This window comes from Sporolactobacillus sp. CQH2019 (genome assembly GCF_028765345.1).
Lineage (GTDB): Bacteria > Bacillota > Bacilli > Bacillales > Sporolactobacillaceae > Sporolactobacillus.
In genome coordinates, this window is the sequence record NZ_JARAJZ010000003.1 from 356,363 (window position 1) to 383,157 (window position 26,795).

At 42.9% G+C, this 26,795-nt stretch carries 19 protein-coding genes and 1 pseudogene; 15 read left to right on the top strand and 5 right to left on the bottom strand.

Translation table 11 applies throughout. The annotated features are described in order from the left end of the window. Window positions 1–1,304: 1,304 nt before the first annotated feature. The 9 genes and pseudogenes from OYT88_RS06440 (at window position 1,305) to OYT88_RS06480 (ending at window position 10,840) form a co-directional block, all read left to right on the top strand. Window positions 1,305–2,858, top strand: a complete 1,554-nt coding sequence (locus OYT88_RS06440) for an acyl CoA:acetate/3-ketoacid CoA transferase (RefSeq protein ID WP_274398718.1) — start codon at window positions 1,305–1,307, stop codon at window positions 2,856–2,858. 437 nt (window positions 2,859–3,295) lie between these two features. Then, window positions 3,296–3,804: pseudogene (gene coaD, locus OYT88_RS06445) on the top strand (pantetheine-phosphate adenylyltransferase). Between the two features lie 104 nt (window positions 3,805–3,908). After that, window positions 3,909–4,322 carry a MaoC family dehydratase gene (locus OYT88_RS06450; protein WP_274398720.1) on the top strand — a complete coding sequence of 138 codons (414 nt, stop codon included), beginning with the start codon at window positions 3,909–3,911 and terminating at the stop codon, window positions 4,320–4,322. A gap of 103 nt (window positions 4,323–4,425) precedes the next feature. After that, the gene (locus OYT88_RS06455; RefSeq protein WP_274398722.1) at window positions 4,426–5,205 is read left to right on the top strand and encodes an electron transfer flavoprotein subunit beta/FixA family protein; all 780 of its coding nucleotides are present in this window, start codon (window positions 4,426–4,428) and stop codon (window positions 5,203–5,205) included. Between the two features lie 5 nt (window positions 5,206–5,210). Next, complete coding sequence (locus OYT88_RS06460; protein WP_274398724.1) at window positions 5,211–6,158, top strand: electron transfer flavoprotein subunit alpha/FixB family protein; 948 nt, start codon at window positions 5,211–5,213, stop codon at window positions 6,156–6,158. Window positions 6,159–6,178: 20 nt separating this feature from the next. Beyond that, on the top strand, window positions 6,179–7,462 hold the full coding sequence (locus tag OYT88_RS06465) for an FAD-dependent oxidoreductase (RefSeq protein ID WP_274398726.1): 1,284 nt from the start codon (window positions 6,179–6,181) through the stop codon (window positions 7,460–7,462). Next, a complete protein-coding gene (locus tag OYT88_RS06470) occupies window positions 7,459–7,761 on the top strand; it encodes a ferredoxin family protein (protein WP_274398728.1) in 303 nt (100 codons plus the stop codon). The genes OYT88_RS06465 and OYT88_RS06470 overlap by 4 nt, the downstream gene beginning before the upstream one ends. A 140-nt stretch (window positions 7,762–7,901) precedes the next feature. Further along, window positions 7,902–9,038 (top strand): acyl-CoA dehydrogenase, encoded by a 1,137-nt coding sequence (locus tag OYT88_RS06475; protein WP_274398730.1) that lies wholly within the window; start codon window positions 7,902–7,904, stop codon window positions 9,036–9,038. A 365-nt stretch (window positions 9,039–9,403) separates the two neighbouring features. Beyond that, window positions 9,404–10,840: a sigma-54 interaction domain-containing protein gene (locus OYT88_RS06480; RefSeq protein WP_274398731.1), complete on the top strand. Its 1,437-nt coding sequence runs from the start codon at window positions 9,404–9,406 to the stop codon at window positions 10,838–10,840. A 645-nt stretch (window positions 10,841–11,485) separates the two neighbouring features. Here OYT88_RS06480 and OYT88_RS06485 read toward each other — a convergent pair. From OYT88_RS06485 to OYT88_RS06495, 3 genes are all read right to left on the bottom strand, one after another. Continuing rightward, window positions 11,486–12,772, bottom strand: a complete 1,287-nt coding sequence (locus OYT88_RS06485) for an MFS transporter (RefSeq protein WP_274398732.1) — start codon at window positions 12,770–12,772, stop codon at window positions 11,486–11,488. A 1,596-nt stretch (window positions 12,773–14,368) separates the two neighbouring features. Next, complete coding sequence (locus tag OYT88_RS06490) at window positions 14,369–15,295, bottom strand: response regulator (RefSeq protein ID WP_274398733.1); 927 nt, start codon at window positions 15,293–15,295, stop codon at window positions 14,369–14,371. A 3-nt stretch (window positions 15,296–15,298) separates the two neighbouring features. Further along, the gene (locus OYT88_RS06495; RefSeq protein WP_274398734.1) at window positions 15,299–16,591 is read right to left on the bottom strand and encodes an ATP-binding protein; all 1,293 of its coding nucleotides are present in this window, start codon (window positions 16,589–16,591) and stop codon (window positions 15,299–15,301) included. A 440-nt stretch (window positions 16,592–17,031) separates the two neighbouring features. Here OYT88_RS06495 and OYT88_RS06500 point away from each other — a divergent pair, with 440 nt between their 5' ends. From OYT88_RS06500 to sdhB, 6 genes are all read left to right on the top strand, one after another. Next, complete coding sequence (locus tag OYT88_RS06500; protein WP_274398735.1) at window positions 17,032–18,348, top strand: anaerobic C4-dicarboxylate transporter family protein; 1,317 nt, start codon at window positions 17,032–17,034, stop codon at window positions 18,346–18,348. A 63-nt stretch (window positions 18,349–18,411) separates the two neighbouring features. Next, entirely contained in the window at window positions 18,412–19,170 is a 759-nt protein-coding gene (cuyB, locus tag OYT88_RS06505) for a cysteate racemase (RefSeq protein ID WP_274398737.1), read from the top strand. A 143-nt stretch (window positions 19,171–19,313) separates the two neighbouring features. Next, window positions 19,314–20,747 (top strand): aspartate ammonia-lyase, encoded by a 1,434-nt coding sequence (gene aspA, locus OYT88_RS06510; RefSeq protein ID WP_274398739.1) that lies wholly within the window; start codon window positions 19,314–19,316, stop codon window positions 20,745–20,747. Between the two features lie 398 nt (window positions 20,748–21,145). Next, complete coding sequence (locus OYT88_RS06515; RefSeq protein ID WP_274398741.1) at window positions 21,146–21,754, top strand: succinate dehydrogenase cytochrome b558 subunit; 609 nt, start codon at window positions 21,146–21,148, stop codon at window positions 21,752–21,754. 38 nt (window positions 21,755–21,792) lie between these two features. Next, window positions 21,793–23,544, top strand: coding sequence for a succinate dehydrogenase flavoprotein subunit (gene sdhA / locus OYT88_RS06520; RefSeq protein ID WP_274398742.1), 1,752 nt, complete (start codon window positions 21,793–21,795; stop codon window positions 23,542–23,544). 19 nt (window positions 23,545–23,563) lie between these two features. Beyond that, window positions 23,564–24,334: a succinate dehydrogenase iron-sulfur subunit gene (gene sdhB / locus OYT88_RS06525; RefSeq protein ID WP_274398743.1), complete on the top strand. Its 771-nt coding sequence runs from the start codon at window positions 23,564–23,566 to the stop codon at window positions 24,332–24,334. A gap of 969 nt (window positions 24,335–25,303) precedes the next feature. On the opposite strand, the gene OYT88_RS06530 is transcribed toward sdhB, so the two are convergent. Then, on the bottom strand, window positions 25,304–25,534 hold the full coding sequence (locus tag OYT88_RS06530; RefSeq protein WP_274398744.1) for a hypothetical protein: 231 nt from the start codon (window positions 25,532–25,534) through the stop codon (window positions 25,304–25,306). A 651-nt stretch (window positions 25,535–26,185) separates the two neighbouring features. Further along, window positions 26,186–26,422, bottom strand: a complete 237-nt coding sequence (locus OYT88_RS06535) for a hypothetical protein (RefSeq protein WP_274398746.1) — start codon at window positions 26,420–26,422, stop codon at window positions 26,186–26,188. Window positions 26,423–26,795: the final 373 nt, after the last annotated feature.

The window sequence follows — 26,795 nt, forward strand, 5'->3', positions numbered from 1 at the left end:
GATACCGAAACCAAAACCAAAACAATGACATGGGTATCCGCAAATACAATGGATGCTCATCGGCGAGCACTTAATCGCTGAAAATGGGTGTGACGATCACATCCATTTCCTTGTATTGAAGTTATTTCACCGTAACAATTGTAATATATGAAGCTGAAAATTTTGTGATATTTTTTTTACTTCTTTACGCCCTTGGAAGTGTGTCAGATAAAATCATTCCGTGGAGTCATCGGTGATCTGAACAAAGGTGTTTGGATGTCATTTCAGAAATATAGCAATTGAGGTGACGAGAATGGCCTAATTGTTAAACTTTCTTCACTGCTATCTAGAGCAAAAAGGACATTTCGATAAGCTTGGTTCTCTTAAAGACGGGTTTTGTCAATCAATAAGAAGGAACTACCCGCTTCAAGTGGAAAAAAGTTAATCATGTCTTCAAAGTGTTTGAAAACATCTCTTCTTTCTTGATGATCATTAGCTTATCATTCTCTGTCCTTTTCCGGTGTTTTTAGAATGCGTGTACCGTGTACATTTTTTTGCTTGCGATACAATTCATCGTCACATTTAGTCTCTACTTATCTAGTAGACTCAAGTACAAGATTATAGTGGAAACATACTAACCTTATTGGTGCAGAGAAGTATGATGAAACCCTCTGCGCCGCTTTTATTTTGTAGTGAGTAAGGGGGAATCGTTATAAGATCATGAATGACTCTATTGGTTTTTAGCGTCTGGCCTTCACCATTCAGAAATGTTCAGATGTCGGTCATTATTTTCGAAAAGATTGGTGTGTATTCTCGTCGCTTAAAAACTCTCGGCTGACATTATACTAAAAACGACAGAACAGTCAGTTTAACTATGTATAATTTATATAGAGAAGGAAACGTTGAAGATTTAGTGAAGATTTAGTATCGAGGATCTATTTTAAACTAAAAAATCGTACTTTAATGGCCGCGGCTGTTGATAATAAGAGACATGTCTCCCTTTGGAGACATGTCTCTTATTATTTGTCAAAGTCTAACCATTTCAAGAGGGGATAAACATTTAGTGCGATTTTATTATGATGAAAGTCGCAAGATCGCAACTTTTTGATTGACTTATCTCTTTAGAAACACTTAAAGTGCTGTTTTTATATCGATAATCAAATTGGCACAAATAATGCATTAAAAATTGTAGATGATCCGGACATCATTTTAAAATACATTTCACCCGTAAATATTTTATTGATTTTGGTAGAAAGGAGGGAAGGAGCAAGGTCACGGACGTGATGATATTGAGCTAGATAAATACTCTTGGGAGGGGTATAAACATGGCAAAGATAGTTTCGTCAGCGGAAGCTGCAAATTTAATTAAGGATGGTCAGAGCATAGCTGTTGGAGGATTCGTTGGCTTTGCAACGGCGGAGGAGGTGTTGGGAGCACTGGAAAAAAGATTTTTAACAACTGGATCACCCAAAAATCTTTTTGTTATGAATTGTGCAGGAGTAGGAGATAAGAAAGATCGGGGTATGAACCATTTCGGTCATGAAGGATTTGTTCGCAAAGTATATTGTGGCCATATTGGGTTAGCCCCAAAGCTTGCAAATCTAGTTAGTGAAAATAAGGTGGAATGTTATATAGTACCCCAGGGCGTGACGACTCATATCTTGAGGGCAATCGCTGGAAAAAAACCTGGAGTTATTACCCACGTAGGGTTAAAAACCTATGCAGATCCCAGAGTAGAGGGCTGCCGTGCCAATGACATTAGTAAAGAAGAAGTGGTTGAACTTATCAAAATTGATAATAAAGAATACTTGAGATATAAGCCTTTCCCTGTGAATGTAGCAATAATTCGGGGTACTACTGCCGATGAAAACGGAAACATCACGGTTGAAAAAGAGGCTCTCTTCAGTGAACAGATTCAAATGGCACAAGCGGCCAAAAATTCAGGTGGCATTGTTATTGCACAGGTCGAGAGAATAGCAAGAAAAGGAAGCTTAAATCCTCAATATGTTAAGATACCAGGAATCTGCGTCGATTTCTTAGTCGTTGCAAAGCCAGAAAACCATTGTCAATCATTTGTGGACTCCTCTTTTAATCCGTCATGGTCTGGGCAAATCAAGGTACCCGTCGACAGACTTGAGAAAATGAAATTGAATCAACGGAAGGTTTGTGCAAGACGTGCTGCTATGGAGCTAAGGCGAGGAGCAGTTGTAAATTTAGGAATTGGTGTTCCAGATGGTGTTGCAAATGTCGCAGCAGAAGAAGGATTGTCTGATCAATTAGTACTAACTATTGAATCAGGTGCAATAGGTGGTATTCCGGCTGGTGGGCTTGGCATTGGTGCAAGTCTAAATCCAGAAGCAATCATTGACCAAGATTATAATTTTGATTTTTATGATGGCGGCGGTTTGGATATCTGTTATCTTGGTTTAGCGGAGGCTGATGAGGACGGAAATCTTAATGTAAGTAAATTCAGTGGGCGAGTAGTTGGACCGGGTGGCTTTATTAATATCTCACAAAACTCAAAGAAATTAGTATTTTGTGGTACATTTACCGCGAGTGGTTTAAAAACAGAAATTAGTGATGGTAGATTAAAGATTATTCAAGAAGGAAGAAATAAAAAATTTAAAAAACATGTGGAACAAATCACATTTAGTGGGGAATATGCAGCGGAAGCAGGACAAAAGGTTTTCTATATAACTGAAAGAGCTGTTTTTGAGTTAAGAAAAGAGGGCATGGTTCTTATTGAAATCGCACCCGGCGTTGATCTTGAAAAAGATGTTATTAGTCAGATGGAATTTCGGCCAATCATTGCTGAAAATCTAAAAATCATGGATGAACGGATTTTTAAAGATGAACCAATGAATCTTAAGCTCGTGTAATGGGTAATTTTTAAGGATAAAAAAACAAGGTTTGGTGTCTAGCAGGTTTTTTTATGCTGATTATATCTCTTGGCAATTTCAATAAATTGAGTAGATTTACTTTACCTATTCGCACATCGCTTATGCATCAATAGAAACAATTGAAAACGTTTCCATTACTTTGATTAGTGAAGCCGAAATTGGCAAAGGCAATAGTGAATGGGAAGTCGCCGACAATGGCGTTTTCCCGAAAATAAGTATGATTCGTAAGGATATATTTTCTAAAGTAGAATTCCCGTTCGATGTCGAAGTGCCTGTTCCTGAAATTTTGTTTTATGGGGTTATCAGAGATTGAATAAAGCCGTTCCGGCGGTCATTTCAGAAATTAAGAATTTGAAATGAGTTAAGCTGTATATTCTTGTATTTCCACGGTACAAGAATCAAGGGGGGAAGAATTTATGCGCAGAATCGCCGTTTATCCAGGCAGTTTCGATCCCGTTACGTTTGGCCATCTGGATATCATTAAACGGAGCAGTTTGCTGTTTGACCAGGTGATTGTTGCCGTTCTTAAAAATTCCTGCAAAAAACCACTGTTTACAGTCGGAGAACGCCTTTTTTTTTAAAAGACGCAACTTCAGGAATTGACAATGTAGCTATTGATAGTTTTGAAGGATTGCTTATCGATTATTTGATTGAAAAGAATATCCATACGATTCTTCGCGGACTTCGGGCCATATCGGATTTGGAATATGAAATGCAAATCGCATTGCTTAACAAAAAGCTTTATCCCTCAGCAGAAACCTTTTTCATGATCGCGGACAATAAATATTCATTTTTGAGCTCAAGCTTGGTGAAAGAAGTGGCGCAATATAGCGGTCATATTTCCGAGCTTGTCCCCAAAATATGCGAAAGGGCTTTGAAGGAAAAGTTAGGGAAAAAAGTTGGAGCTGTGAATCAGGGACGGTAAGAATAAATGTTGTCGATTTAGATCGGGTGATTTAAAGGAAAGCTAGGACCAGCCAATTATGATAATGGCTTTTGATAATAATGAATTGAAGGGAGCAAGAAAAAATGAACTACGAAGAGATTAAGATTGGGGACAGCGCAACTATTTCAAAAACGGTCACCGTACATGATGTCGAGACCTTTGCCGGTGTAACAGGAGATTTTAATCCTCTCCATATCAACGCTGAGTATGCCAAAAATTCCCGTTTCAAAGAAAGGATTGCTCATGGAATATTGACAGCCGGTTTTATTTCTACTGTGTTGGGAACTAAATTGCCAGGAGAAGGCGGACTATATCTAGGTCAAAATTTAAAGTTCACGGCACCGGTTAAATTTGGGGATACGGTCACGGCAAAGGCGACAGTAACAGAAAAACGGGATGATAAAAGAATTGTAAAACTGCATACCGTTGTGACAAATCAAAACGGAAAAACTGTCATTGACGGAGAGGCAGTTATGATGATCATGGAAAAGAAATGATTAGATTTACTGACGATTTAAAAAAGCTTAGTCTTTAATAATAAAATGTTATCAATTTCCGGAGCTGAACAAACTCCGGAAAATTAATAAAAGGAGCGGAATTATGCCAAAATTTCTGATCTGCTACAAATGGGTATTAGATGAACAGGATATTAAGATAGATTTACAAGCATCTAAATTAGATATTGGCCGTGCTAGGTCAAAGATTAGCGATTATGACCGTAATGCGATTGAGGCAGCTGCTTTGGAAGTTGAAAAAAAAGGTGGAAGCATTACAGCTCTGACTTATGGAGGAAGTTCTGCCAAACAATCATTAAAAGATGCTTTGTCGCGCGGACCGGGAGATGCAGTCTGGGTTAATGATGACAATGCTGCTATGGCGGATGCCTTTGTTACCGCCAATGTACTATCAGCTGCTGCTAAACGAATGGGTGACTATGATGTTATTCTTTGTGGCGAAGGTGCAGCCGATACATATGCTCAACAGGTAGGACCACGTATCGCTACTTTGCTTGGCATTCCGGCCATTACTTTTGTTAGTAATTTTAATATTGAAGGGGACAAGGTGATAGCTACACGTAAACTTAGTGATTGCACTGAAACAGTATCTGCTACATTCCCCGTATTGTTGACTGTACTGCCGGAAATTAACACACCGCGGATACCTGGTCTTAAGCAAGCGATGGGAGCCGCAAGAAAGCCGATCAAAGAAGTTAAAGTAGCCGATTTGGGTCTTGATACTGCAGCGCTTACTCCAAAAACAAAAGTTAAGAGTATGAAACCCTATGTGATGAGTCGCAAAAACGTTATTTATAAAGATAACGACCCAGTTAATAATATAAACGCACTTGTCGCAAGCCTGCAAAAAGAAGGCATTATATAAGGAGGATGGAGAAAGATATGTCGGAGATATGGGTGTACTCAGAAGATATTACAATTACAAAGCAGCTCCTGACCTTGGCAGGCGATCTGGCACAAAAGAGCGGAAGAAAGGTAAGTGCCATTACGTTAGCTGAAGATAAAGCTGTTGAACTTGGACAATGCGGTGCAGATACAGTCTATCTGATTAAAGATAATAGCCTTTGGCCGGAAAGCTATGCTAAAACGATTGCTGATCTTACTGCCAAATACCAACCAGAACTGTTTCTAATTGGAGGAACGCTCAGAGGAAAGGATCTGGCTGCTAAAGTTGCGGCTAGCGTCCAGACGGGGTTGGTTTCAGATGCATTTTCCGTGCGTATAGGTAGCGACGGCTTTGAAACAGATCGCTTGATGTACGGTGGTTTGGTCATTAGCACAGAACTGCTGAGCAAGGGATGCCTTGTCACTGTGCCTGCTCGATTGTTCGATCCGATGCAAGTTGATTCTTCTCTTAGTGCCGAAATCGTCAAGATAGAAGCTATAAATGACAATCGTCTCTCTATAGGGGAAGTTCATCCTATTGTTCATGAAGGCGCCGATATTGGCACGGCCGACAAAGTAGTAGGTTTTGGCCGTGGTGTAGGGAAACAGGAAGACATCAAACTCATTGAAGCATTGGCCGACGCTTTAGGTGCTGAAGTGGGTTGCACACGTCCAATTGCTGAAGATGCCCAATGGTTGCCGATGGAACGTTATATTGGCATATCTGGCCAGAAGATTACGCCTTCTTTTTATCTGACGGTTGGTATATCGGGACAGGTACAACATATCGCTGGAGTGCGTGATTCAAAATTGATTGTGGCAATTGATATAAACGAGAATGCGCCGATTTTTGCCGCAGCTGATTACGGCATTGTCGGCGATTACGTAAAAATTGTTCCGGCACTTATTAGTGCCATTCAGAAGGCGAAATAAGCGGATAGAGGAGCAGAAAGATGAGCGGAGAGGAAAAGGTAGACGTACTGGTTATCGGTGGTGGGATGGCTGGGCTGTCCTGTGCCTACCTGCTGGCGAAAGCTGGGAAAGAGGTCGTTGTTGTTGAACGGGGTGAATCCTGTGGAGGAAAAACTCTAACCGGAGGTCGGATTTATACTTACTCTCTGGAAAAATTATTAGGGAAAGAATTGTTTTCCCAGGCTCCCTTGGAAAGGCCTATTGTGAAAGAACAGATAGCTATGACACATTCACAGGGCGCTTTGACCATCGACTATACAGACTATGACTTTAAGGAAGATGTGCCACAGTCCTATTCCGTGCTTCAGGCAGTGTTTAATCCTTGGTTGGCTGAGCAAGCGGAAGAAGCCGGGGCAGTTATTGCCGGCGGAATCTTAGTTGAAAATTTGATCGAAAAAGACGGTCGGATCATCGGTGTGAAAATGGGTGACGAGGAAATGCTGGCCGATTTAGTTGTTGCCGCCGACGGTATTAATAGTTTTATAGCTCAGAAGGCGGGTTTGAGAGGTGATTTGATCGGAGCGGAAATTGCAGTCGGTGTTAAAGAACTGATTGAGTTGCCGGAAGGAATCATTAATGCCCGATTTGGTCTCTCAAAGGGCGAGGGAGCGGCTCGGCTGTTTTTGGGGGTCACCGAAGGAATCGGGGGTGGCGGCTTTCTGTATACCAATAGGAATAGTATTTCATTAGGATTGGCTATTGCGCCAGAGAAACTTGGTGAACAAAAGAAGCCACTACCGGACATTATGCAGGACTTTAAAATGCATCCCTCAATATATCCGCTAATTGAAGGAGGCGAGACAGTTGAGTATGGAGCGCATCTAGTAAGCGAAGCGGGTTATAACGGTGTGCCGAAAAAATTATATCGGGAAGGATTACTGGTTGTCGGCGATGCAGGTGGGTTGTGCATTAATATGGGGACTTCGATCCGGGGGATGGATCTGGCGATTGCCAGTGCCATTGCAGCTGCGAATGCCTATTTGGAAGCGCAGAATGCTACAGAAGTGGGAAACATCTATACGAAAAAATTGTCGGAGACGATTCTGCCGACAATGAAAATATATAGAAAGTATCCGGTGATGATGGAAATTCCCCGTTTGTTTAAAGAATATCCACTAATGGCAAACGATATAATGCATTTTTTATTTACCGTAGATGGGAAAATTCCGAAGAAGATGCTGAAGTCGATTCAGAAGGTCGTTAAACAAGATGTTGGGTTGAAGAATCTACTATCTGACGGTTGGAAGGGGCTTAGAGCGTTATGAGCATTAAACGGCAGAAGGTAGAAGAATTATTGGGCTATGATAAGTTCAACGTAGACGAACAGAATCCTCATATTGTGCTAGATCCAGAGATCTGTGCAAAATGTAAAACGGAACCCTGTCTGATGGTTTGTCCAGCAGGATTGTATCGAAAGAAAGAAGACAATAAAATAGTTTTTGACTATGCTGGCTGTCTGGAATGTGGGACATGCCGGGTGGTGTGCCGAGATTATGGTAATAAAGGCATTGTAAAATGGGTATATCCAAATGGTACTTTTGGTGTCCATTTTCGGTATGGCTGAGTTAAAGATAATAAGTTTCCTTGCTAAGCAAAGGACACCTACGTGAGCTGGTATATGATGGATTCTTATTGAACGGAACGTACTAAAAATTTTCCGAGAGAAACTAAGCTTTGAAATAAAATATATTTGGAGGGGTTTATATGGGATTTCCATTAACTGAGGAACAACAACTTATTCAATCGTCGGCCAGAGACTTTGCATTAAAAGAAGTTGCACCGCTGGCTGAAAAAATTGATCGTGAAGGAGTTTTTCCTGCAGAAACAATGAAAAAATTAGCGGAACTGGGATTGACAGGCATTCCTACACCAACTGAATATGGTGGTGGAGGTGCTGATTTTCTTAGCTATGCATTAGTGATTGAAGAGTTAGCAAAGCAATGTGCCTCTACAGCAGTTGTATTGGCAGTTCATACTTTAACACAAAGTCCTATTCTTGTATTTGGGACAGAAAAACAAAAAGCAAAATTCTTGCCAATGCTGACTCATTATCAGGTTCTTGGAGGATTCGCCCTTACGGAGGCCGGAGCGGGCTCGGATGCCGGAGCTGTGAGCACAACTGCTGTTCTAGATGGAGATCATTACGTGATTAATGGAACGAAAATGTTTATTACAAATGGTGATGGTGCCGGTGTTGTTATTTTAATGGCTAGAACTGGTTCTGAACCGGGAACAAAAGGAATCACTGCTTTTATTGTGGAAAAGAGTGTTTCACCTTTTGAAGTTGGCAAACATGAAGATAAAATGGGTGTCAGAGGATCTCATACGACAGAGCTTATTTTTAAAAACTGTCGCGTTCCTAAAGAAAACGTATTGGGAAAAGTTGGAGAAGGCTTTAAGGTTGCAATGACTGCTCTAGATTGTGGACGTGTCGGAATTGCTGCACAGGCGGTAGGGATTGCGCAAGCATGTTTGGAAGAATCGATTAGTTATTCGAAGGAACGTCATCAGTTTGGTAAGCCGATTGCCGCTAAACAGGCAATTAAATGGATGATAGCCGATATGGCAAAAGATGTTATGGCTGCAAGATTAATGGTTCGCAATGCTGCATCGTTGAAAGATCAAGGAAAACCATTCACTTTAGAAGCTGCGAGTGCGAAGCTTTTCGCTTCTGAAACTGCAATGAAACATTCAATAAAAGCATTACAAATTCATGGTGGTTATGGTTATATTAGAGGTGCTAAAGTGGAACGCCTTATGCGTGATGCTAAAATAACAGAAATTTATGAAGGAACGTCGGAAGTCCAAAGAATTGTTATCTCAGGTAATGTGCTGCGGTAAGTTATCATGAAAAAAAGTCAGCTGATTAATTTTTAATATGAAACATGTGTGGGAATAGTTATAGTTATATTATATTGAAGGTGTTAAAGTGAAATTAGTTAAATAATAGCTGGTGACAACTGAATTTCAATAACAAGGGATTTGCTGGTTTCGTATTTATGTGATAATTTTTACAATGTAAAATTTCTACGATAAAATCGCAGTTTTGTAAAGAGAAATATAATAGCATAGATTTTATCTATATGAGGATAAGGTGCGGAGGAAACAGGGGTAAGTGAGAATCCCTGTTTTCCTTATATCTTCATGATTTTCCTGGAAATTATTGAAATATTCTTGTGTACTGGGAAAATAAACGAGGTGATTGTATGCCAAAGGAAAACGATTTATCTGTAGCCAAGCGAGAAAAAACAGTAAAATCTATTTGTGAGAATAATCTAATATACCAAGATATTTTGGAGACTTCAACAGATGGATTCATCTTTGTTAATAAAAATGGATATATTATCTATATCAACAAAGCGTACTATGAATTTTTAGGATTTAAGACAAAAGAAGAGGTCATTGGGAAATATATTTTAGACGTAATAAAAAATTATGAATTAATAGATATATTACTAACGGGCCGAACGGATGTCGATGTTTATCAATACGTCGAAGGACAAAATGTTAAAAAATCTGTTGTAGCAGTGACACGGACAGTTGTTACGGATGGTGATCAGGTTATTGCAGCAGTAGGTCAAGTAAAATTTTCTAAGGAAACTAAATTACTTGCAGAAAAATTTCAAGATATAGATAATAAGTCAAAGTACTTCAGAGGTGAATTAAAAAGGAGGGAAACAGGATATACTTTTGAGTCAATGATCGGCTCAAGCCCTAAGTTTCTCGAGGCAAAAGCCGTAGCAAAAAAGGCAGCTGAAAATGATTTTAGTGTACTTATCACCGGTGAAACAGGGGTAGGAAAGGAAGTTTTTGCGACAGCGATTCACAATGCGAGTGATCGATCAACGAAGCCATTTATTCAAATTAATTGTGCAGCAATCCCTAATGAGTTATTAGAGTCCGAACTTTTTGGATATGAGGAAGGCTCATTTACTGGAGCTAAAAAAGGAGGTAAACCGGGGAAATTTGAAATGGCTAATGGAGGTACACTATTTTTAGATGAAGTTGGAGAGCTTCCATTAAGTATGCAAGTGAAACTTTTGCGGGTATTGCAAGAAAAGGAAGTAGAAAGGATTGGCGGGCTTCAACCGAAACCAATTGATGTACGTATTCTGGCTGCTACTAATCAAAATTTAGATGTGAGTATGCGAAATCATACTTTTCGTCCCGATTTGTATTATCGCTTGAATGTTATTCCTGTAAAAATTCCTCCTTTAAGAGAACGATCGGAAGATATTCAATTCTTTATAAATGTATTCATGGATGAGCTTTATCAACATTTTGGAATAAAAAAACACATAGCATCATCGGCGTGGAGATTGCTTCAACAATATGATTGGCCTGGAAATATTCGCGAACTGAAAAATGTTATTCAACGAGCCTATGCAATATCTGATAGTGATAAAATTTTAGATGAACATTTACCTGCTAATATTGTCGGCAAAGTACACACCAACAAATTTTTGAGCGATTATAAATCATTGGATAATATTTTGAATGAGATAGAGAAAGAAATACTATTAAATTGTTTGAGGGAAAATGATTATAATTGTAGAATGACAGCCAAAGAATTAGGAATTCATCGTAGCACTTTATATAAAAAATTCAAAAAATTTAATATGGATATAATTAGAAATAACTAATCTGCTACTTGTGTTCAAACTTCTGTACCAGTCCAGAATCTTTCTTGGGATAATTGATCAGTCGCCTGGATCATCTAACGAAAGATGCCCATTAGCCACGCGACCTTATCTTTACCACCACTAAAAGAGGTGCAGAGAGTACCATCGTACTTTCTGCACTAGTATGTTTTCAACAGGGCTTTCATCTGATTTAGTCTGAAAAGTTGATGTCATCAGCTGAACCGCCATAAGGTGAACGGATCTGCCAGGCAATTATTCTGAATTCATCTGACAACGTTTCTTACTATTGCTCAGTACGACAATAATACAGAATGTCAGATGATTGGGTGTGACCAGTAATACGAAAATACAAAGCCCAATCTGAAAGTTACATCATGATCTCGAATGTGAACTCAGCCCCGGATGTCAAAGAAAATTGTTGGTGACTAAGTTAGCAGCATCCGGAGATAAATGAAAAAAAACGTTGGATTTTTCTTCCCAACGCTTGTTGTCATGTGAACAGAGTGGATTGTATCAGTATTTATAGGGTCAATCGGCAGGTTCTGGTTAGAGGTTGTCTTAGTCTTTACTCCGGCGAGGCATCATCGCACGATTACCCAAAGTGCTATTGGCCGGAGCCGCTTTAGCAAAAAGGTCTATAGAGCCTTACAAAGCCTGTCCTTGTTCCTTTTCGATCTGCCCCAAGGATTTTCCTCCCGTATTCGGCATGAAAACGAGGCCGACCACCAGGGATACCAGGGTGAATCCTGTCATCAGCAGGCCGAGGCGGTGGAATCCCATCGCTGCCAGAATCGGGACAAACATGCTCCAAAATCCGAGCGAGATACGAATGACGGCCCACATAAAGCCTTGCGCCGTCGAACGGAATCGCGTCGGGAAGAGCTCGCTGGCCCAGATCTGATAAAATTGCTGTTCACCGCAGCCGTTGCCGTAGCCCCAAAAGAGAACAAAGAGGATTGCGATACCGGTATTCAGCGGGAAGAATGCAAAAAGCGACATGGCAAGCACACAGAGCCCTGCTCCGGAAAGAAACAGCCATCTTCGTGCCTTAGGATTATCGGCAAATTTCATGAAGATAAAAGTACAGGCAAGAAACGTGACCGCATATTCGCACAGTTGAAAGATCAGGCTGGTTACCTGGGTCTGATTGCCGAAATTCTTAAGCAGATACGGGAGGAAGAAACCGTTCGTACCTGCCGCAAAGTTCCATACGCCGAAGAGAACAATCAGAAAGATGAGGTCCTTCAGATTTTGACCTTTAAAAAGGCTGGATAGCTTCACCTTGTACGGATCAAAAGATCCTTGTTTTATTTTTTGGCGTTCGCTGATCCAGACTTTGGATTCCGGCATGTCGGTGCGCATCAGCCAGGTTATAAGGGCGACAAGAGCCAGATGAAGGAATACGATACGTACGCCCCAAATCCCTAATGGCGTTGTCAGGGACGCGATTAAAAGTGTCACCATGACGCCCACCGCCCAGAGAGACTGAGCCGCACCGCCATGTCTGCTCCGGTTTTTATTTTGCGCATTCTCGGCGATGATTGTCCAGGAAGCCGGGATGTCGGCCCCGACAGACAGGCCCATAATGACGTAGCCGAGAATCAGCATCCATGATGAAGAAGCGCTTACAAGAATGATGATGCCGACAATATAGCAAAGCAAATCGTATTCATAGATTTTCTTTCGGCCGACTTTATCGCAAAGCCATCCGCCGATCAACGCGCCGATGCCGGCGGAAATTGCATTTGAACTGAAAGCACTGAGCGCACCCACAGTCCAATTGCTTAAATGAAAGTATCCCTGCCATAATGTTAAAGCCGCACCGCCGGCGACAATTGATCCGGAATCAATATAGTTGGCAAGGGAAGCGCCCAATGTCCAGCGCCAATGTTTTCTGTCCAGACTTTTCTGTTCGCTTATTTCCGTTTCCACGTTTTAAACCTCCCTTATATACGTGAAAAACTTTTGGAAGCACTTGAAACCAATTTTCTCATGCAATGAGCCTTTCCTTGTGAAAATGGGCGGGAAGCAAGGCGGCATCACCTTTATCGAAAGCCAATCATGCTCCGGCCGAATAAATCCGCTTACAAACCCATTTATTTCGCCGGAATCGGACCATACGGCAAATAGCACCCGGTCCCCAGGTCAAAGTTTATGACCTGCAGGAACGGGCGCTGATCCTAAATCTGCAATAATGCTGTGCATGGGCCGATTGAAAAACAGAACCGACTGCTGTTCCCCGATTCCGGTACAGAAGATGCGGATTAGACCTTTTCCGGCCAATGATGAACGATTCGAGAAGCTGAAAAGCCTGTAGCTGCCTCCGGCCGGTTCTTTATCCGTTAAAAACGGCCGCTTTGAGTGAAATGCTTTCTTTCCTATGGGTCTGCGGATCCGGCCGACAGCCGATTTCAAACTTTATTGTTCCTGTTGAAAGAAAATAGTGTAACGGTTTCCCGATATTCGTCATCCCTCGGGCACTGCCGGGAAATCAGCACGGTATTGAAAAAAATTGAGCTGAATCTCTTTAACAAGCTGAAAGCACACGCCGGTTTTTCCTTAACCTGGCCGAAGGACCTGACCCGACGATTTACTCATGTACAGTATATTGCTAAAAAGGAAAGAAGACTTCGGGGAAAAACATGCGATTTTCTGTACTCCCGCAGCCTCATTTGATCGCCCATGCACAAAAGCAAAAAGGTTTCAAAAAGGTTTCACTTATATTATATTCGATAAAAGCGGTCGAAAACTTTACCCTATCAAACGATTTTACGAATAATGAGTATATATCCGGTTGAGCCGATCTGAAAGCGTTCCCAATTATTTCGAAAAGTGATCGGTTGGCGCGAACGCCAGCCTATTCTTTTGAATGTTCCTGTGAACGGTGATTTTTCCCTCTGAAAAGGGGATATCGTGCATGAACAGGCGTCATCTGGCGGAAACGCCCGATCTTTTTTTTCGGTCTGCCGAATATCTCTGTGAATCGAGACCGAAATCGCTGGAAGACGCTGGATATCGGCAGTAAATCGACGTTTATCATCAATAAAATACAGAATATCAACAATAACCGTCAGAAAATCGACAGTAACAGCCAAATAATCGCCAGTAAACGGACTGGAATCAATAAGTACGAATATCGGAACAGTAAGCTGTACCCGATTGGTTTAAACTCATGACAGGGTGATACTCCGTCAGAATAGGGCGAATCGAGACCATTCTAGGGCGATCGTTCACTGCTTTAGGGCGATTCATTCTTTTTTCGGGGCGAGACTGGCCGGCGGTCTGGCTGGGTATGGATCGCATCTCTGTCCATTATCGGCCGTAGCGGGCCGTTTAGCAGTTTACCGGCCGTCGTGCTCTACCGTTAGGTGCAGTTTATCGGCTGTCGCATTCGATTTATCGGTCGTTTTAGCTGGTCTATCAGTCATCTCCCGGTAGTTTTATCTTTAGACTGTCTGCTTTACAGGAAACTGTTCCATCCGGCTTCAAGGGATCCGTTCATTAAGGAATGGATACAGCGGATTTTATTTAACGAAACTCGTCTTTTTTGATTGCTTCAAAATATAAGGATTGAATAAATTTTTTGATATTAATATGGACATGTTCCCATTCCTTGATTTTTAATGGATTTTGTATTTGCTGCATCCTTATTCGTATTTGTTTAAAATCAAAAAACTGAGGTGCAAAGCGTTCGAAGACAGGATTTGAATAATCCTCCACACCTAAGGCTGCAATATGATCCAGAGATTGATGGACTGCCCGCCTCACGCTTTGTTCGGCTGATTGAATAACTCTGGGCAGATGATTACTGTTTCCGTATTTCTTCAGGCAAGAGCTTTTAAAAAGTGTTTTTAAAGGTATAGATTCCATTTTATCCTGCCTTTCGTCTTCAATGTTTGATATGGCCTCAAGAAGATCAAGAAGTTCTACGTAACCTCTCCCATAGGTGACGCCAAGTTGAATTAATAAATGTTTTCCTCTTTCGCGAATACCGTTGTGATTGTTCTCTTTTACAGCTATTTTTCGCCTGGGCAGTTCTATTTTTACTTGTTCGACACGTTTGTAGATATCTTGAATTGAGTTTTCGAGTAAAATACGTTCTCGCAGTTTATTCACAATATTGACGATTTCCAATTTGTTGATGGGTTTCAAAATATAGTAGTCGATGCCGTATGAGAATGCTTTGCCGATTAAATCTTTGGTCTCGACTTGTGAAATAACGACTACTTTTCCATTATAGGCCGGCATGATAGACCGTATGATTTCAATGCCGTCTCGCTGGGGCATTAAAAGATCAAGCAGCAATATATCAATTTGTCTTGACATCAGAACCTCTGTGCATACTTTGGATCCGTCGGCAGTCTCCCCTTCGACAGTTCCCAGTTTTTCATCTTCTATAATGTTTGATAGAATGGCGCGAATAGAATCATTATCGTCCGCAATAAAAAATCTCATCGATTATATGCCTCCCTTTTCGCTAATACGATCAATCGGCAAAGCGACAATAAATGATGTTTTTGCTGATTTTGTATGCTGATCAAGTTCAATCGTGCCTCCGAGATGTTCAATAAAATCTTTAACGTAGGTTAAGCCAATTCCTGTTGAAGCATTTCCAGCCGAGTCAAATTTTGTCGTAAAACCAGGCTGGAAAATTAATTTGCGTCCTCTTTCTGCTATCCCCGGCCCATCATCTGTTATTTTGATAATAAGAAGATTTAATTGGCTGCCGGCCGTCAAAGTGATCGATCCTGATTTTTCAATCGCCTCAACTGCGTTTGTAACGAGATGATTGATTGCAGACAAAAGAAAATAAGCATTGTATAAAGGATGCTTACCACAAACGGTGACGGCAAACTTTATCTTTTTTCCTAAAAAATGCTGATAGCTATTATTGGAAGAGACAATAATAGCTAAAATATCGTCGATGCTCATATAATCAGATGTTTCATCTTTTTTCATCAGTTCGACCAATCCGGTATAGATACGCTGATGATCTTTTTTTATTTCATGCACCTCCGTGGCTATTTCAAGTGCTCTTTTGGCAATGAGATCGTTTACATTTTTTGAAAAATTATACAGTCCATAACAATTCTTTGTCAGTTGCTCGATATTACGCAATGATTTCTTTAATTGAACAGTTTCTACCATCAAGTTAGAAAAATGGAACAGCATTTTTTCATTTTTAGTCTGTAATGCTTCTTCAGCCTTCACAACTTTAGAAAAAATGATGATATAAAATAATCCGAGAACAAAAAAACTGCGAATGAACGCAACTAAGCAAATGAGGAGCAATCCGCTTAACGTAATTTTATCCTGATATAAAGCAGCTCTTATCACGATTTCCACAAGGCTGGAGATAATTTCAATTCCTGTTGTTAATAGACCTGCAAGAAGGGGGAAACGCAGGTTCTGTCTGACTTTACATACATGGAATAACCATCCGTAAACAAGATAATAAAAAAGAGCCGGAAAGCAAAGAATCATAGCTTCTTTATATTGTGTATGGGAGCTTAACTCAATCAGTAGGGTTCGGAATAGAACAACGGAGACTCCGGCCGCGCAGCCGGCCGGAGCAGACCTGATATTCTTGAACCACAGTTGAAAAAAAAGGAAAATCGGTGTTCCCAGACTGACGCGAAAAATCCCCTGCAATGGATAGAATCTGAATTCCCCCGCTACCGGTACGATTATTGTCATGATGAAATAAACAATCGCTTTTTCGCTCATTAAAATCCGATGTTTCTTTTCCATTTATGCTCATCACCCTGATTACGGGGACTTGCTCAACTTCATTCCTTCGTTCCATCTTTTATTATAACTTATAACAGCTCCGGTAATTTCGAAGTTGTTATACGAAAACCCCCTCTATTATCAGTACATCCAGAAAGATATCTCTTCTATGAATACACAGCGAATGCGTTCATCCAGTAAAAATATTTACCGCATTTTCATGACGCTTTTTTGAACATTAAGTCTGTTTTTGTATCTTTTTGTCTTTATTTGTCGCCCGGCTTATATAGTGAAAACGGTTCCAGAAGACATCAATCGGGAAACAAAGGCGATTTAAAATCTTCGGGGGCAAATCATCCATTCCTTCGCATCCAGATTAGAAGTCAATAGAACCTTCTTCGTTTTTGAAATATGAAAGGATCACGATTTTCAAATGAGAAATGACGGGAGGTAAAGAACGTATGTTTTGGATTGAATTAATCATTTTATTGGCGTGCATCGTCGTAGGTGCACGGATCGGCGGTCTGGGCCTTGGAGTGATGGGCGGGGTAGGATTAGCTATCTTTGTATATATTTTCGGCCTTCAGCCCGCAACTGCACCGATTGATGTCATGCTGATGATTCTGTCGGTTGTGACAACGGCCGGATGCCTGCAAGCTACTGGCGGCATGGATTATTTGGTCAGTCTAGCTGAAAGAATCTTACGCAGTCATCCAAAATACATTAATTTTCTTGCGCCGATCATCGCCTATTTGTTTACGTTTTTGGCAGGCACCGGGCATGTTGCCTATGCCATTTTACCGGTGATTGCCGAAGTGTCCAGAGAATGCGGCGAACGGCCTGAAAGGTCTATGTCAGTATCCGTCATTGCATCGCAGCAGGCAATCACGGCCTGCCCGATATCGGCAGCAACCGTTGCTATGGTGGCGTTACTGGATCCTTTTGGCATTAGTCTGCCTAAGATTATGATGATTTGCGTTCCCGCTACTTTTATTGGCGTCATGATTGCTGCACTAGTATCTAACAAAATGGGTAAAGAGCTGAAAGACGATCCGGTCTATTTAAAACGTCTGCAAGAGAAACTGATCGATCCGATAAACAAAGAAAAAAAGGCCTACGTAGCGACGAAAGCATCCAAAATATCCTGTGTATTATTCCTTTGCGCCGCTTTATTTGTTGTCCTTATGGGCACTTTTTCGAACCTCCGTCCGGGGTGGATGGTCGATGGAAAGTTTACTCGGATGGGAATGCCTGTCACCATTGAAATTATTATGCTGACGGCCGCAGCGTGTATTCTTCTGATCTGTAAAGGAGACGTCGAGAAGGTTGTATCAGGCAGCGTATTCAAGGCTGGCGCTGCCGCTGTCGTGGCGATTTTCGGCATTGCCTGGATGGGGGACACATTTTTCCAAGGCAATGCAAAATTTATTACGGGAAACATTTCCACAATCGTTCATGCGGCGCCCTGGCTGTTTGTCTTTGCCCTATTTATTCTCTCCATACTTTTGTACAGTCAGGCGGCAACGGTTCAGACACTTATGCCGCTCGGCATCACGCTCGGCATCAATCCTGCACTGTTAGCTGCCATGTTCCCGGCGGTCAATGGCTACTTCTTCATCCCGAACTATCCCACGGTTGTTGCAGCGCTCAATTTTGATACGACAGGAACGACGCATGTCGGCAAATATTTATTGAATCACAGCTTTATGCTTCCCGGTCTTATTTCGACCGCCTGCGCAGTTGGCATCGGTATGCTATCCATCCACTTTTTACTCTAATCGCGTCGATCGTCGGTCGATAGATACAAAACACAAAACAAACGAAAGGAGAAACATCATAACATGAAAACAATCGGAATAATCGGCGGAATGGGGCCTCTGGCAACAAGTGATCTGTATCGCCGCATCATTGCCCGAACGAAGGCAGCAAAGGATCAGGACCATATCCATGTCTTGATTGACAGCAATACCCGTATTCCCGACCGAACGGAGGCAATCATCGGCAATGGTGAAGATCCCCGGCCGGAGCTGATAAAATCCGCTGAACGATTAGAGCAGGGCGGCGCCGATTTTTTAATCATGCCCTGCAATACGGCACACTATTTTATAGATGCGATTCAGGCGAAAGTGCATATCCCGTTTATTGACATGATTGAAGAGACCGCGAAAGACACAAAGCAAAAATACGGACAGGAAACGGTTGTCGGAATTATGGCGACAGACGGAACGCTAAAAACTAAAATCTATGAACACTGTTATCACCGGTTAGCCATTAAAACCGTTGTTCCGGAAAAAAAGCAACAAAAACTAATGAAATTCATTTATGAAGTCATTAAAAACGGAAATTACGATGCCGGTACGAATTTGTTTTTTGAATGTGTTGAAGAATTAAAGAACAAGGGGGCGGATGCTTTCCTGCTAGGATGTACGGAACTCTCATCTGCACAATATTTATACAAGTTTGAGGGCCCCTTTATCAATCCGACGGAGATATTAGCGGAGGCTTCGATTATTCGTGCGGGCGGACAACTGAATGAGTGTCATTCCAACCGTCTGTTCTTCGGCTCGCCTTTTCTCTCTGACAGTAGGCCGGGGCGGTAAAAGTTGCTGATGCAGTTCAATATCCGGCCGCCAAGGGGGTGAGGCTGAAACTGATTAAGGATAAACCTATCAGCCAATAAAAGGTCCGTTTTTCAACATTCGTCACTTGAAATCCGTCATTCGTTAGAGGAGGAAGATCTGAGATGAGCAGTAAAACTGAAGATTACCGGGTTGAAAGAGATTTTCTGGGAGAAAAACACGTTCCTTTGGATGCCTATTTCGGTGTACAAACGATGAGAGCCGTCGACAACTTTCCGATCACTGGATATCACATTGATGATGAGCTCATCAATGCGATGGCTGTTATTAAAAAATCAGCTGCTCTTGCAAACTCGGAAATTGGTCAATTAAACGAGAAAATTGCCCAGGCGATTGTTACGGCAGCAGATGAAATATTAAAAGGAGAATTTCATGATCAATTTGTTCTTGATCCGATTCAAGGCGGAGCCGGGACATCCGTTAACATGAATACTAATGAAGTGATTGCCAACCGGGCACTTGAAATACTGGGAGAAGAGAAAGGAAATTATAAGGTCGTCAGTCCGAACAGCCATGTCAATATGTCACAATCGACCAATGATTCCTATCCGACGGCCATTCATCTGTCTGCGCTCTTTTTACTGGAAAAGCTCTTGAAAACATTGGAGGAAGTACATCATGATTTTGTGATCAAGGCGGAAGAATTTAAAGATGATATAAAAATGGGACGGACACAATTGCAGGATGCGGTTCCCATCATGCTGGGCCAGGAGTTTGCGGCGTATGCTGCCGTTCTGAAAAGAGATATTGAAAGAATCCGCGCCACCCGCGAGAACCTGTACAGTGTCAATATGGGGGGAACGGCTATCGGCACCGGTATCAATGCGGATAAAGAATACATTAGGAGAGTGATTCATCATTTAGCGGAATTTACGGGATTCCCGATCAAAGGCGCACAAGATCCCATCGACGGAACGCAAAACACGGATGTCTATTTGGAAGTTCATGCCGCATTAAAAACATGCATGCTGGATATGTCGAAAGTAGCGAATGATCTGCGGCTGCTGTCTTCCGGGCCGAGGTGCGGGTTAAACGAGATTAACTTGCCTCCCCGTCAGCCGGGTTCATCAATCATGCCGGGGAAAGTAAATCCGGTTATACCGGAAGTGTTAAACCAGAGTGCTTTTCAAATTGTTGGAAATGATCTCACAATCGGTATGGCCTGTGAAGCGGGTCAGCTGGAATTAAACGTCATGGAACCTATCATTGCCTACAATTTACTACAGTCCATTAAAATAATGACCCATGTTTTTACCGTTTTCAGCAAATTCTGCCTGCAGGGAATCACGGCGAATAAAGAGAAAATGGAAGAGTACGTTAAGCATAGTGTCGGCGTCATTACGGCGATCAATCCCCATGTGGGTTATGAGACAGCGGCTTCCATCGCTAAAAAAGCAATTATAACCGGGGAACCGGTTAGAGACATTATTTTAGAGGAAGGCGTGTTATCAGAAGAAGAACTGAATATCATCCTGGATCCGCGAGCGATGACTCATCCCGGAATCTCAGGAAAATCATCATTATCGAAAAAAAGCTGATTTTTAAATTTTTACAGAGGACGATGAATTGAAAGTAACCGGATTAGATTAGATAATCAAGAAAAAGTTTCCGCGGAAAAGCATTTAACAGCTGGGTGTTCCGGATCATTTAAAATGGCCGAGTTTTAAAATTTGACTTAAATCATTCAAACCATTTTTGATATTTTGCGATGCCGGATAGTGACTTAGCTACACCTCATATTGAGGCGTTTTTCTTATCTTTTCATAGTGCCGGATTCATGTGAAAACGAGGCCTTGCCTCACATCGTTTTGATTCAAAAAATAACGGCCGTCACAGCGATCGTATATTGAACTGAAGAACAACTGACGTTTATAGTTTGGACCAATATTTTTAAAGATTGTAAGAGTTAATATTTTGCTTTGGAGGGGGAAGGGATATGGCTGTACCACATGAATATGGTCAGCACCGCCTGCATTCGCTCCTTGGAGTCGTCCCGATCGGGTTATTTCTGATCGTTCATCTGACCATAAACTATCAGGCAACTAAAGGAGCGGACGCGTTTAACCAGGCGGCCGGTTTGATGGAAAGTTTACCCTATCTGTTGTTTCTTGAGACTGTGCTCATTTATCTGCCCATTTTGTTTCATGCGATTTACGGCATTTATCTTGCGTTTACCGCCAAAAATAATGTCGGAAACTACAGCTTTTTCCGCAACTGGATGTTTTTTATTCAAAGAATTTCCGGATTGTATCTCGTGATTTTTCTTGCCTGGCATGTCTGGGAGACACGGGTAGCGATGGCATTGGGGACTCCGCTTAACTATGAAATGATGGTTAATAATTTAAGCAATCCAGGAATCATGATCTTTTATGTCTTCGGTATTTTATGCGCCGTTTATCACTTCTCGAACGGACTCTGGTCGTTCTGCGTCCACTGGGGCATTCTCATGTCGCAGCGCTCGCAGCGAATCGGAACTTATGTAACGGCAGCGATATTCGTGCTGCTGACGTATGTCGGGCTTCGCACATTGTTCGCATTCGTTTAATCATGTTGTTTGATTTTTCAGAAAAGGAGTGAGTCCAATTGAGTAATGGAAAAATTATCATCGTCGGAGGCGGCCTGGCAGGTTTAATGTCTGCCGTGAAGGCAGCCGAAGCCGGGGTGGAAGTCGATCTTTTTTCTGTTGTTCCCGTGAAGCGTTCCCATTCGGTCTGTGCCCAGGGAGGGATTAACGGAGCAGTCAATACAAAAGGCGAAGGCGACTCGCCGTGGCAGCACTTCGATGATACGGTCTACGGCGGCGACTTTTTGGCCAATCAGCCGCCGGTTAAGGCGATGTGTGAAGCGGCTCCGGGTATTATTCATCTCTTTGACCGGATGGGCGTGATGTTCAACCGCACACCGGAAGGGCTGCTTGATTTCCGCCGCTTCGGCGGAACGCAGTACCATCGCACCGCCTATGCCGGCGCGACGACCGGACAGCAGCTGCTGTATGCAATGGACGAGCAGGTCCGCCGCCAGGAAGCCAATGGGCGGGTACACAAATTTGAATATGACGAATTCCTGTCGGCTGTGATCGACGGCGACAATATCTGCCGGGGAATCGTCGTTCAGGATATGCGGACAATGGACATCTCCATCTTTCGGGCGGACGCGGTGATCATGGCAACCGGCGGTCTGGGAATGATCTTCGGCAAATCGACAAATTCGATGATTAATACCGGTTCAGCCGCATCCGCCCTTTATCAGCAGGGTGCCTATTTTGCCAACGGGGAATTTATTCAGATTCATCCAACCGCGATTCCCGGGGAGGATAAACTTCGGCTGATGAGCGAGTCTGCGCGGGGCGAAGGAGGGCGGCTCTGGACATATAAGGACGGTAAACCATGGTATTTCCTTGAAGAGAAGTATCCTGCTTTCGGAAATCTTGTTCCCCGTGACATTGCCACCCGTGAAATCTTCGATGTGTGCATCAATAAACATCTCGGTGTTAATGGACAAAATATCGTCTATCTCGATCTGTCGCATAAAGATCCGCATGAACTGGATGTCAAGCTGGGCGGTATCATCGACATTTATGAAAAATTTGTCGGCGAGGATCCGCATAAGGTTCCGATGAAAGTCTTCCCGGCGGTTCACTATTCAATGGGCGGCCTGTGGGTCGGCTTCGATCAGATGACGAATATTAAAGGTCTGTTTGCCTGCGGTGAATGTGAGTATCAATATCACGGCGCCAATCGTCTCGGTGCCAATTCACTGCTGTCGGCCATTTACGGCGGCATGGTCGCCGGGCCCAATGCGGTCAGATACATTGCCGGACTGGATAAGGGCAGCGAAGAGATGCCGCAGAAACTGTTCGACGATGCACTGCATCGCGAGCAGGAAAAATATAAACAGCTGATTGCGCTGGACGGTCAGGAAAATGCTTACCGGCTGCATCAGGAACTCGGCGAATGGATGACCCAGTATGTCACGGTCGTTCGTGAGAACGGGACGTTGCTGAAGACGGACGAACATATTCAGGAATTAATGGAGCGCTACCGCAACATCAATCTGAATGACACATCGGAATGGGATAACGGCGCCGCCTCGTTTACCCGGCAGCTCTGGAATATGATGGAACTGGCCAGGGTAATCACACTGGGCGCCTATAATCGGAACGAAAGCCGCGGCGCTCATTACAAGCCGGAGTTTCCCGAACGCAATGATAAAGACTGGCTGAAGACAACCAAAGCCAAATTCAATTCAGAGAAAAACGGGCCGGATTTTTCGTATGAACCCGTAGACATCTCATTGATCAAGCCGCGTAAACGGGATTATACACACGCACATTAATTAAGAGAGGGGAAGGATCATGAGCGAAGCGAATCAACCGAAAATTTTTCAAATGATAATTACCCGTCAGGGCCGGCCGGACTCGCCCTCTTATCAGCAAACGTTCAATGTGTCCTATAAGCCGAACATGAACGTCATTTCCGCACTGATGGCTATCCGGCGTCATCCTGTTACGGCAGAAGGAAAGCAAACATCGGCACCGCAGTGGGAAATGAACTGCCTGGAGGAAGTGTGCGGCGCCTGTTCAATGGTTATTAACGGACGTCCGCGTCAGGCCTGTACGGCGCTGATCGACAAACTGAAGAAACCCATTCGGCTTGAGCCGATGAAAACTTTTCCCATCGTCCGTGACCTGATTGTTGACCGTTCACGCATGTTCAATGCGCTGAAACGGGTCAAAGCCTGGATTCCGATTGACGGGACATACGATCTCGGACCCGGGCCGCGCATGGCCGAAAGCAAGCGGCAGTGGGCTTATGAGTTGTCCAAATGCATGACCTGCGGCTGCTGCCTCGAAGCCTGCCCGAACATCAGCAGCAAGTCCGATTTCATCGGCCCGGCGCCGCTCTCGCAAGTCCGCCTGTTCAACGCCCATCCGACGGGAGCAATGAATAAAGCGGAACGACTGAAGACAATCATGGGAGAAGGCGGTATCGAAGGCTGCGGCAACTCACAGAACTGCGTCCAAGTCTGCCCGAAAGAGATTCCACTGACAATGTCGATTGCTGCCCTGAACCGCGATACCGTTCTGCAATCATTCAAGAATTTTTTTGGCAGCGACTATCTGTAAAAAAAAAGGTACCCGCGTATGGCCTGAATGCGTCTTTTTGCTTCTTCTTTATAAATTCAGGGCCCGGTCATTCTGATGCGGCACTGGATTTGATGCAGGTTTTACTGCTCAACCCGGCTGATCTGATTGATTGCTGAAAACGTTTTGTGCCGTATGTTTAAAAGCGCTGCAACATTAGAGAAAGATTTTAAGCATCAGTTTTCACCGCTTCTATTCAGAAAAATTGATTGCCCTTTATGAATCCCCAAAATCGCTGATCCAATGCGTTTTTGAGGATTTTAATTTTATAGCGATGGCTGCGCTTTTAGAACTTAGCCGTTTAAAAAACTGTTGATTCATTAGATTTCCAGGCTCCATGCAGCGCAGGCAGAAAGGCATGATCTTTAGTTTGGAAAAAGATGCTTGAAAGATGATCAGACAAGGCATGACCATGTACAGTAGCAAATTCATCATATCCTTGACAGTATCCAAGAAACAGAGCACGACTCTTACTGTAGAGGCGGAGCGCTAGTTGCCGCTTATAAAAAAAAGCCCGTTCTGCGGGCATGCCTATTGCTATTTCAACATCACTTCATTATCTTACTTTTACGATCGATGAAGATAATCCCATCATAAAAGATTTGTGTGATTATAAACATACTAACCCTAGTGGTGCAGAAAGTACGACGGTACTTCCTGCATCACTTTTATTTTATAGTGGGAGTGGAGCATGAGGCCGTGAGCTCTTTGGCACTCGATGTCGTAATATAGACGGGCCGCTTCACTGATTTTCACTGCAATCTGTTCTAAGTATGCGGGACTCCAGAAGTCGTGTTTTGAAAATAAGATGTGTGAAAAAGCCCTTTTCTATTTTTATCTCGCTGATAACGCTCACTGTACATGAGAAAGATTCTATCCTGAGTTAAGATAGGCCTGACTCCGTTCTCGTGATAGTACTCTTCAGCTATTTTCCAGAGTGGCTGCTTCATGTCATTCGTCCTTAAAAAGGACGTTAATCGACTGAGCGAGGTAATTTATCTTTAACTCTATATCTGAATCAATATTTTGAATCGAAAGGTTATCATTATCATCTAATTCTGCTAAAAACATATAATTATTTTCGGAATTTAATAAAATGCAGCGATTCTGGTCCTGTACAAAAAATGCCTGTTCAGATTCCGCCTGGATTGTCCACTCGCCGAATTTAGTTGTTGTATTCATTTTTTTCTCCTTCCAATTGACCGGCACGGTGCCATCATTTTTTAATGATGCTTTTCGTTTTCCTGTTTATTTTTTAGTTTCCACTGACTGCCTTTGTGTCTGTCTCCGGATCTTGAGATGCAGTGGTGTCTCTTGGCCCTTTTTCCTTTCAATGAATCAAAAATATCCCATATTCATAAACGCTAAAGTCAGGATACGTTCCGAATGGCGCAATAAAAGCTTTCCCTTCTTTAGGTTGCGTAAACGGCACCGATGAAAAATCTAGGGGGAAAATCAGTGGCGGAACAATTAATAGTTTAATAATAAATCCGTGTTTTTTCAAATATATCAGCTAAAATATGTAAATGATCTCATGATTTCAATTAATCAAACATGGGTATTCCCTCAAATCATGTATCCAATCGGGCCGCACCGTGAAAACGTCATCAATTTTCCCGCGAAGCGATTGCTTGGCACGCGAAACGCCGGGAAGTCATACCGAACAGAAGCGGTCGCACCGAATCCGGCTACAGCCGCACCGAAATGGAGAAAGGTCGCACCAAAACACCGGTAAGTCGCACCGAATCCAGCTATAGATGCACCAAACAGGAGGGGTCGCACCGAATCCGGCTACAGTCGCACCGAAATAGAGAAAAATCGCACCGAATTAATCTATAGACGCACCGAACAGGAGGGGTCACCGAATCTGGCTATAGACGCAGCGAAATAGAGAAAGGTCGCACCAAAACACCAGGAAGTCGCACCGAATCCGACTACAGGCGCACCGAAATGGAGAAAGGTCGCACCAAAACGCCAGGAAGTCGCACCGAATCCGGTTACAGCCGCACCGAAATAGAGAAAAATCGCACCAAATCCAGCTATAGATGCACCGAACAGGAGGGGTCGCACCGAATCCGGCTACAGTCGCACCGAAATAGAGAAAAATCGCACCGAATTAATCTATAGACGCACCGAACAGGAGGGGTCGCACCGAATCTGGCTATAGACGCACCGAAATGGAGAAAAGTCGCACCAAAACACCGGTAAGTCGCACCGAAACGCCAGGAAGTCGCACCGAATCCGACCGTGGCAGAGAGTCTAGCAGTTTATCGGTCGTTAGGCGCTGCTTTTCGGTCACCGCAGGGAGTTTATCGGTCATTGTCGGCGCTTAATCGGTCTTCAGCAGAAGTTGTGTCCGTATAATTGTGTAAAAAGGGAGGAGTAGATTCTTGGGGGAGGCGGCCCTTTCTTGGGGGTGGGGCGGCCGCCCCACCCCCAAGGG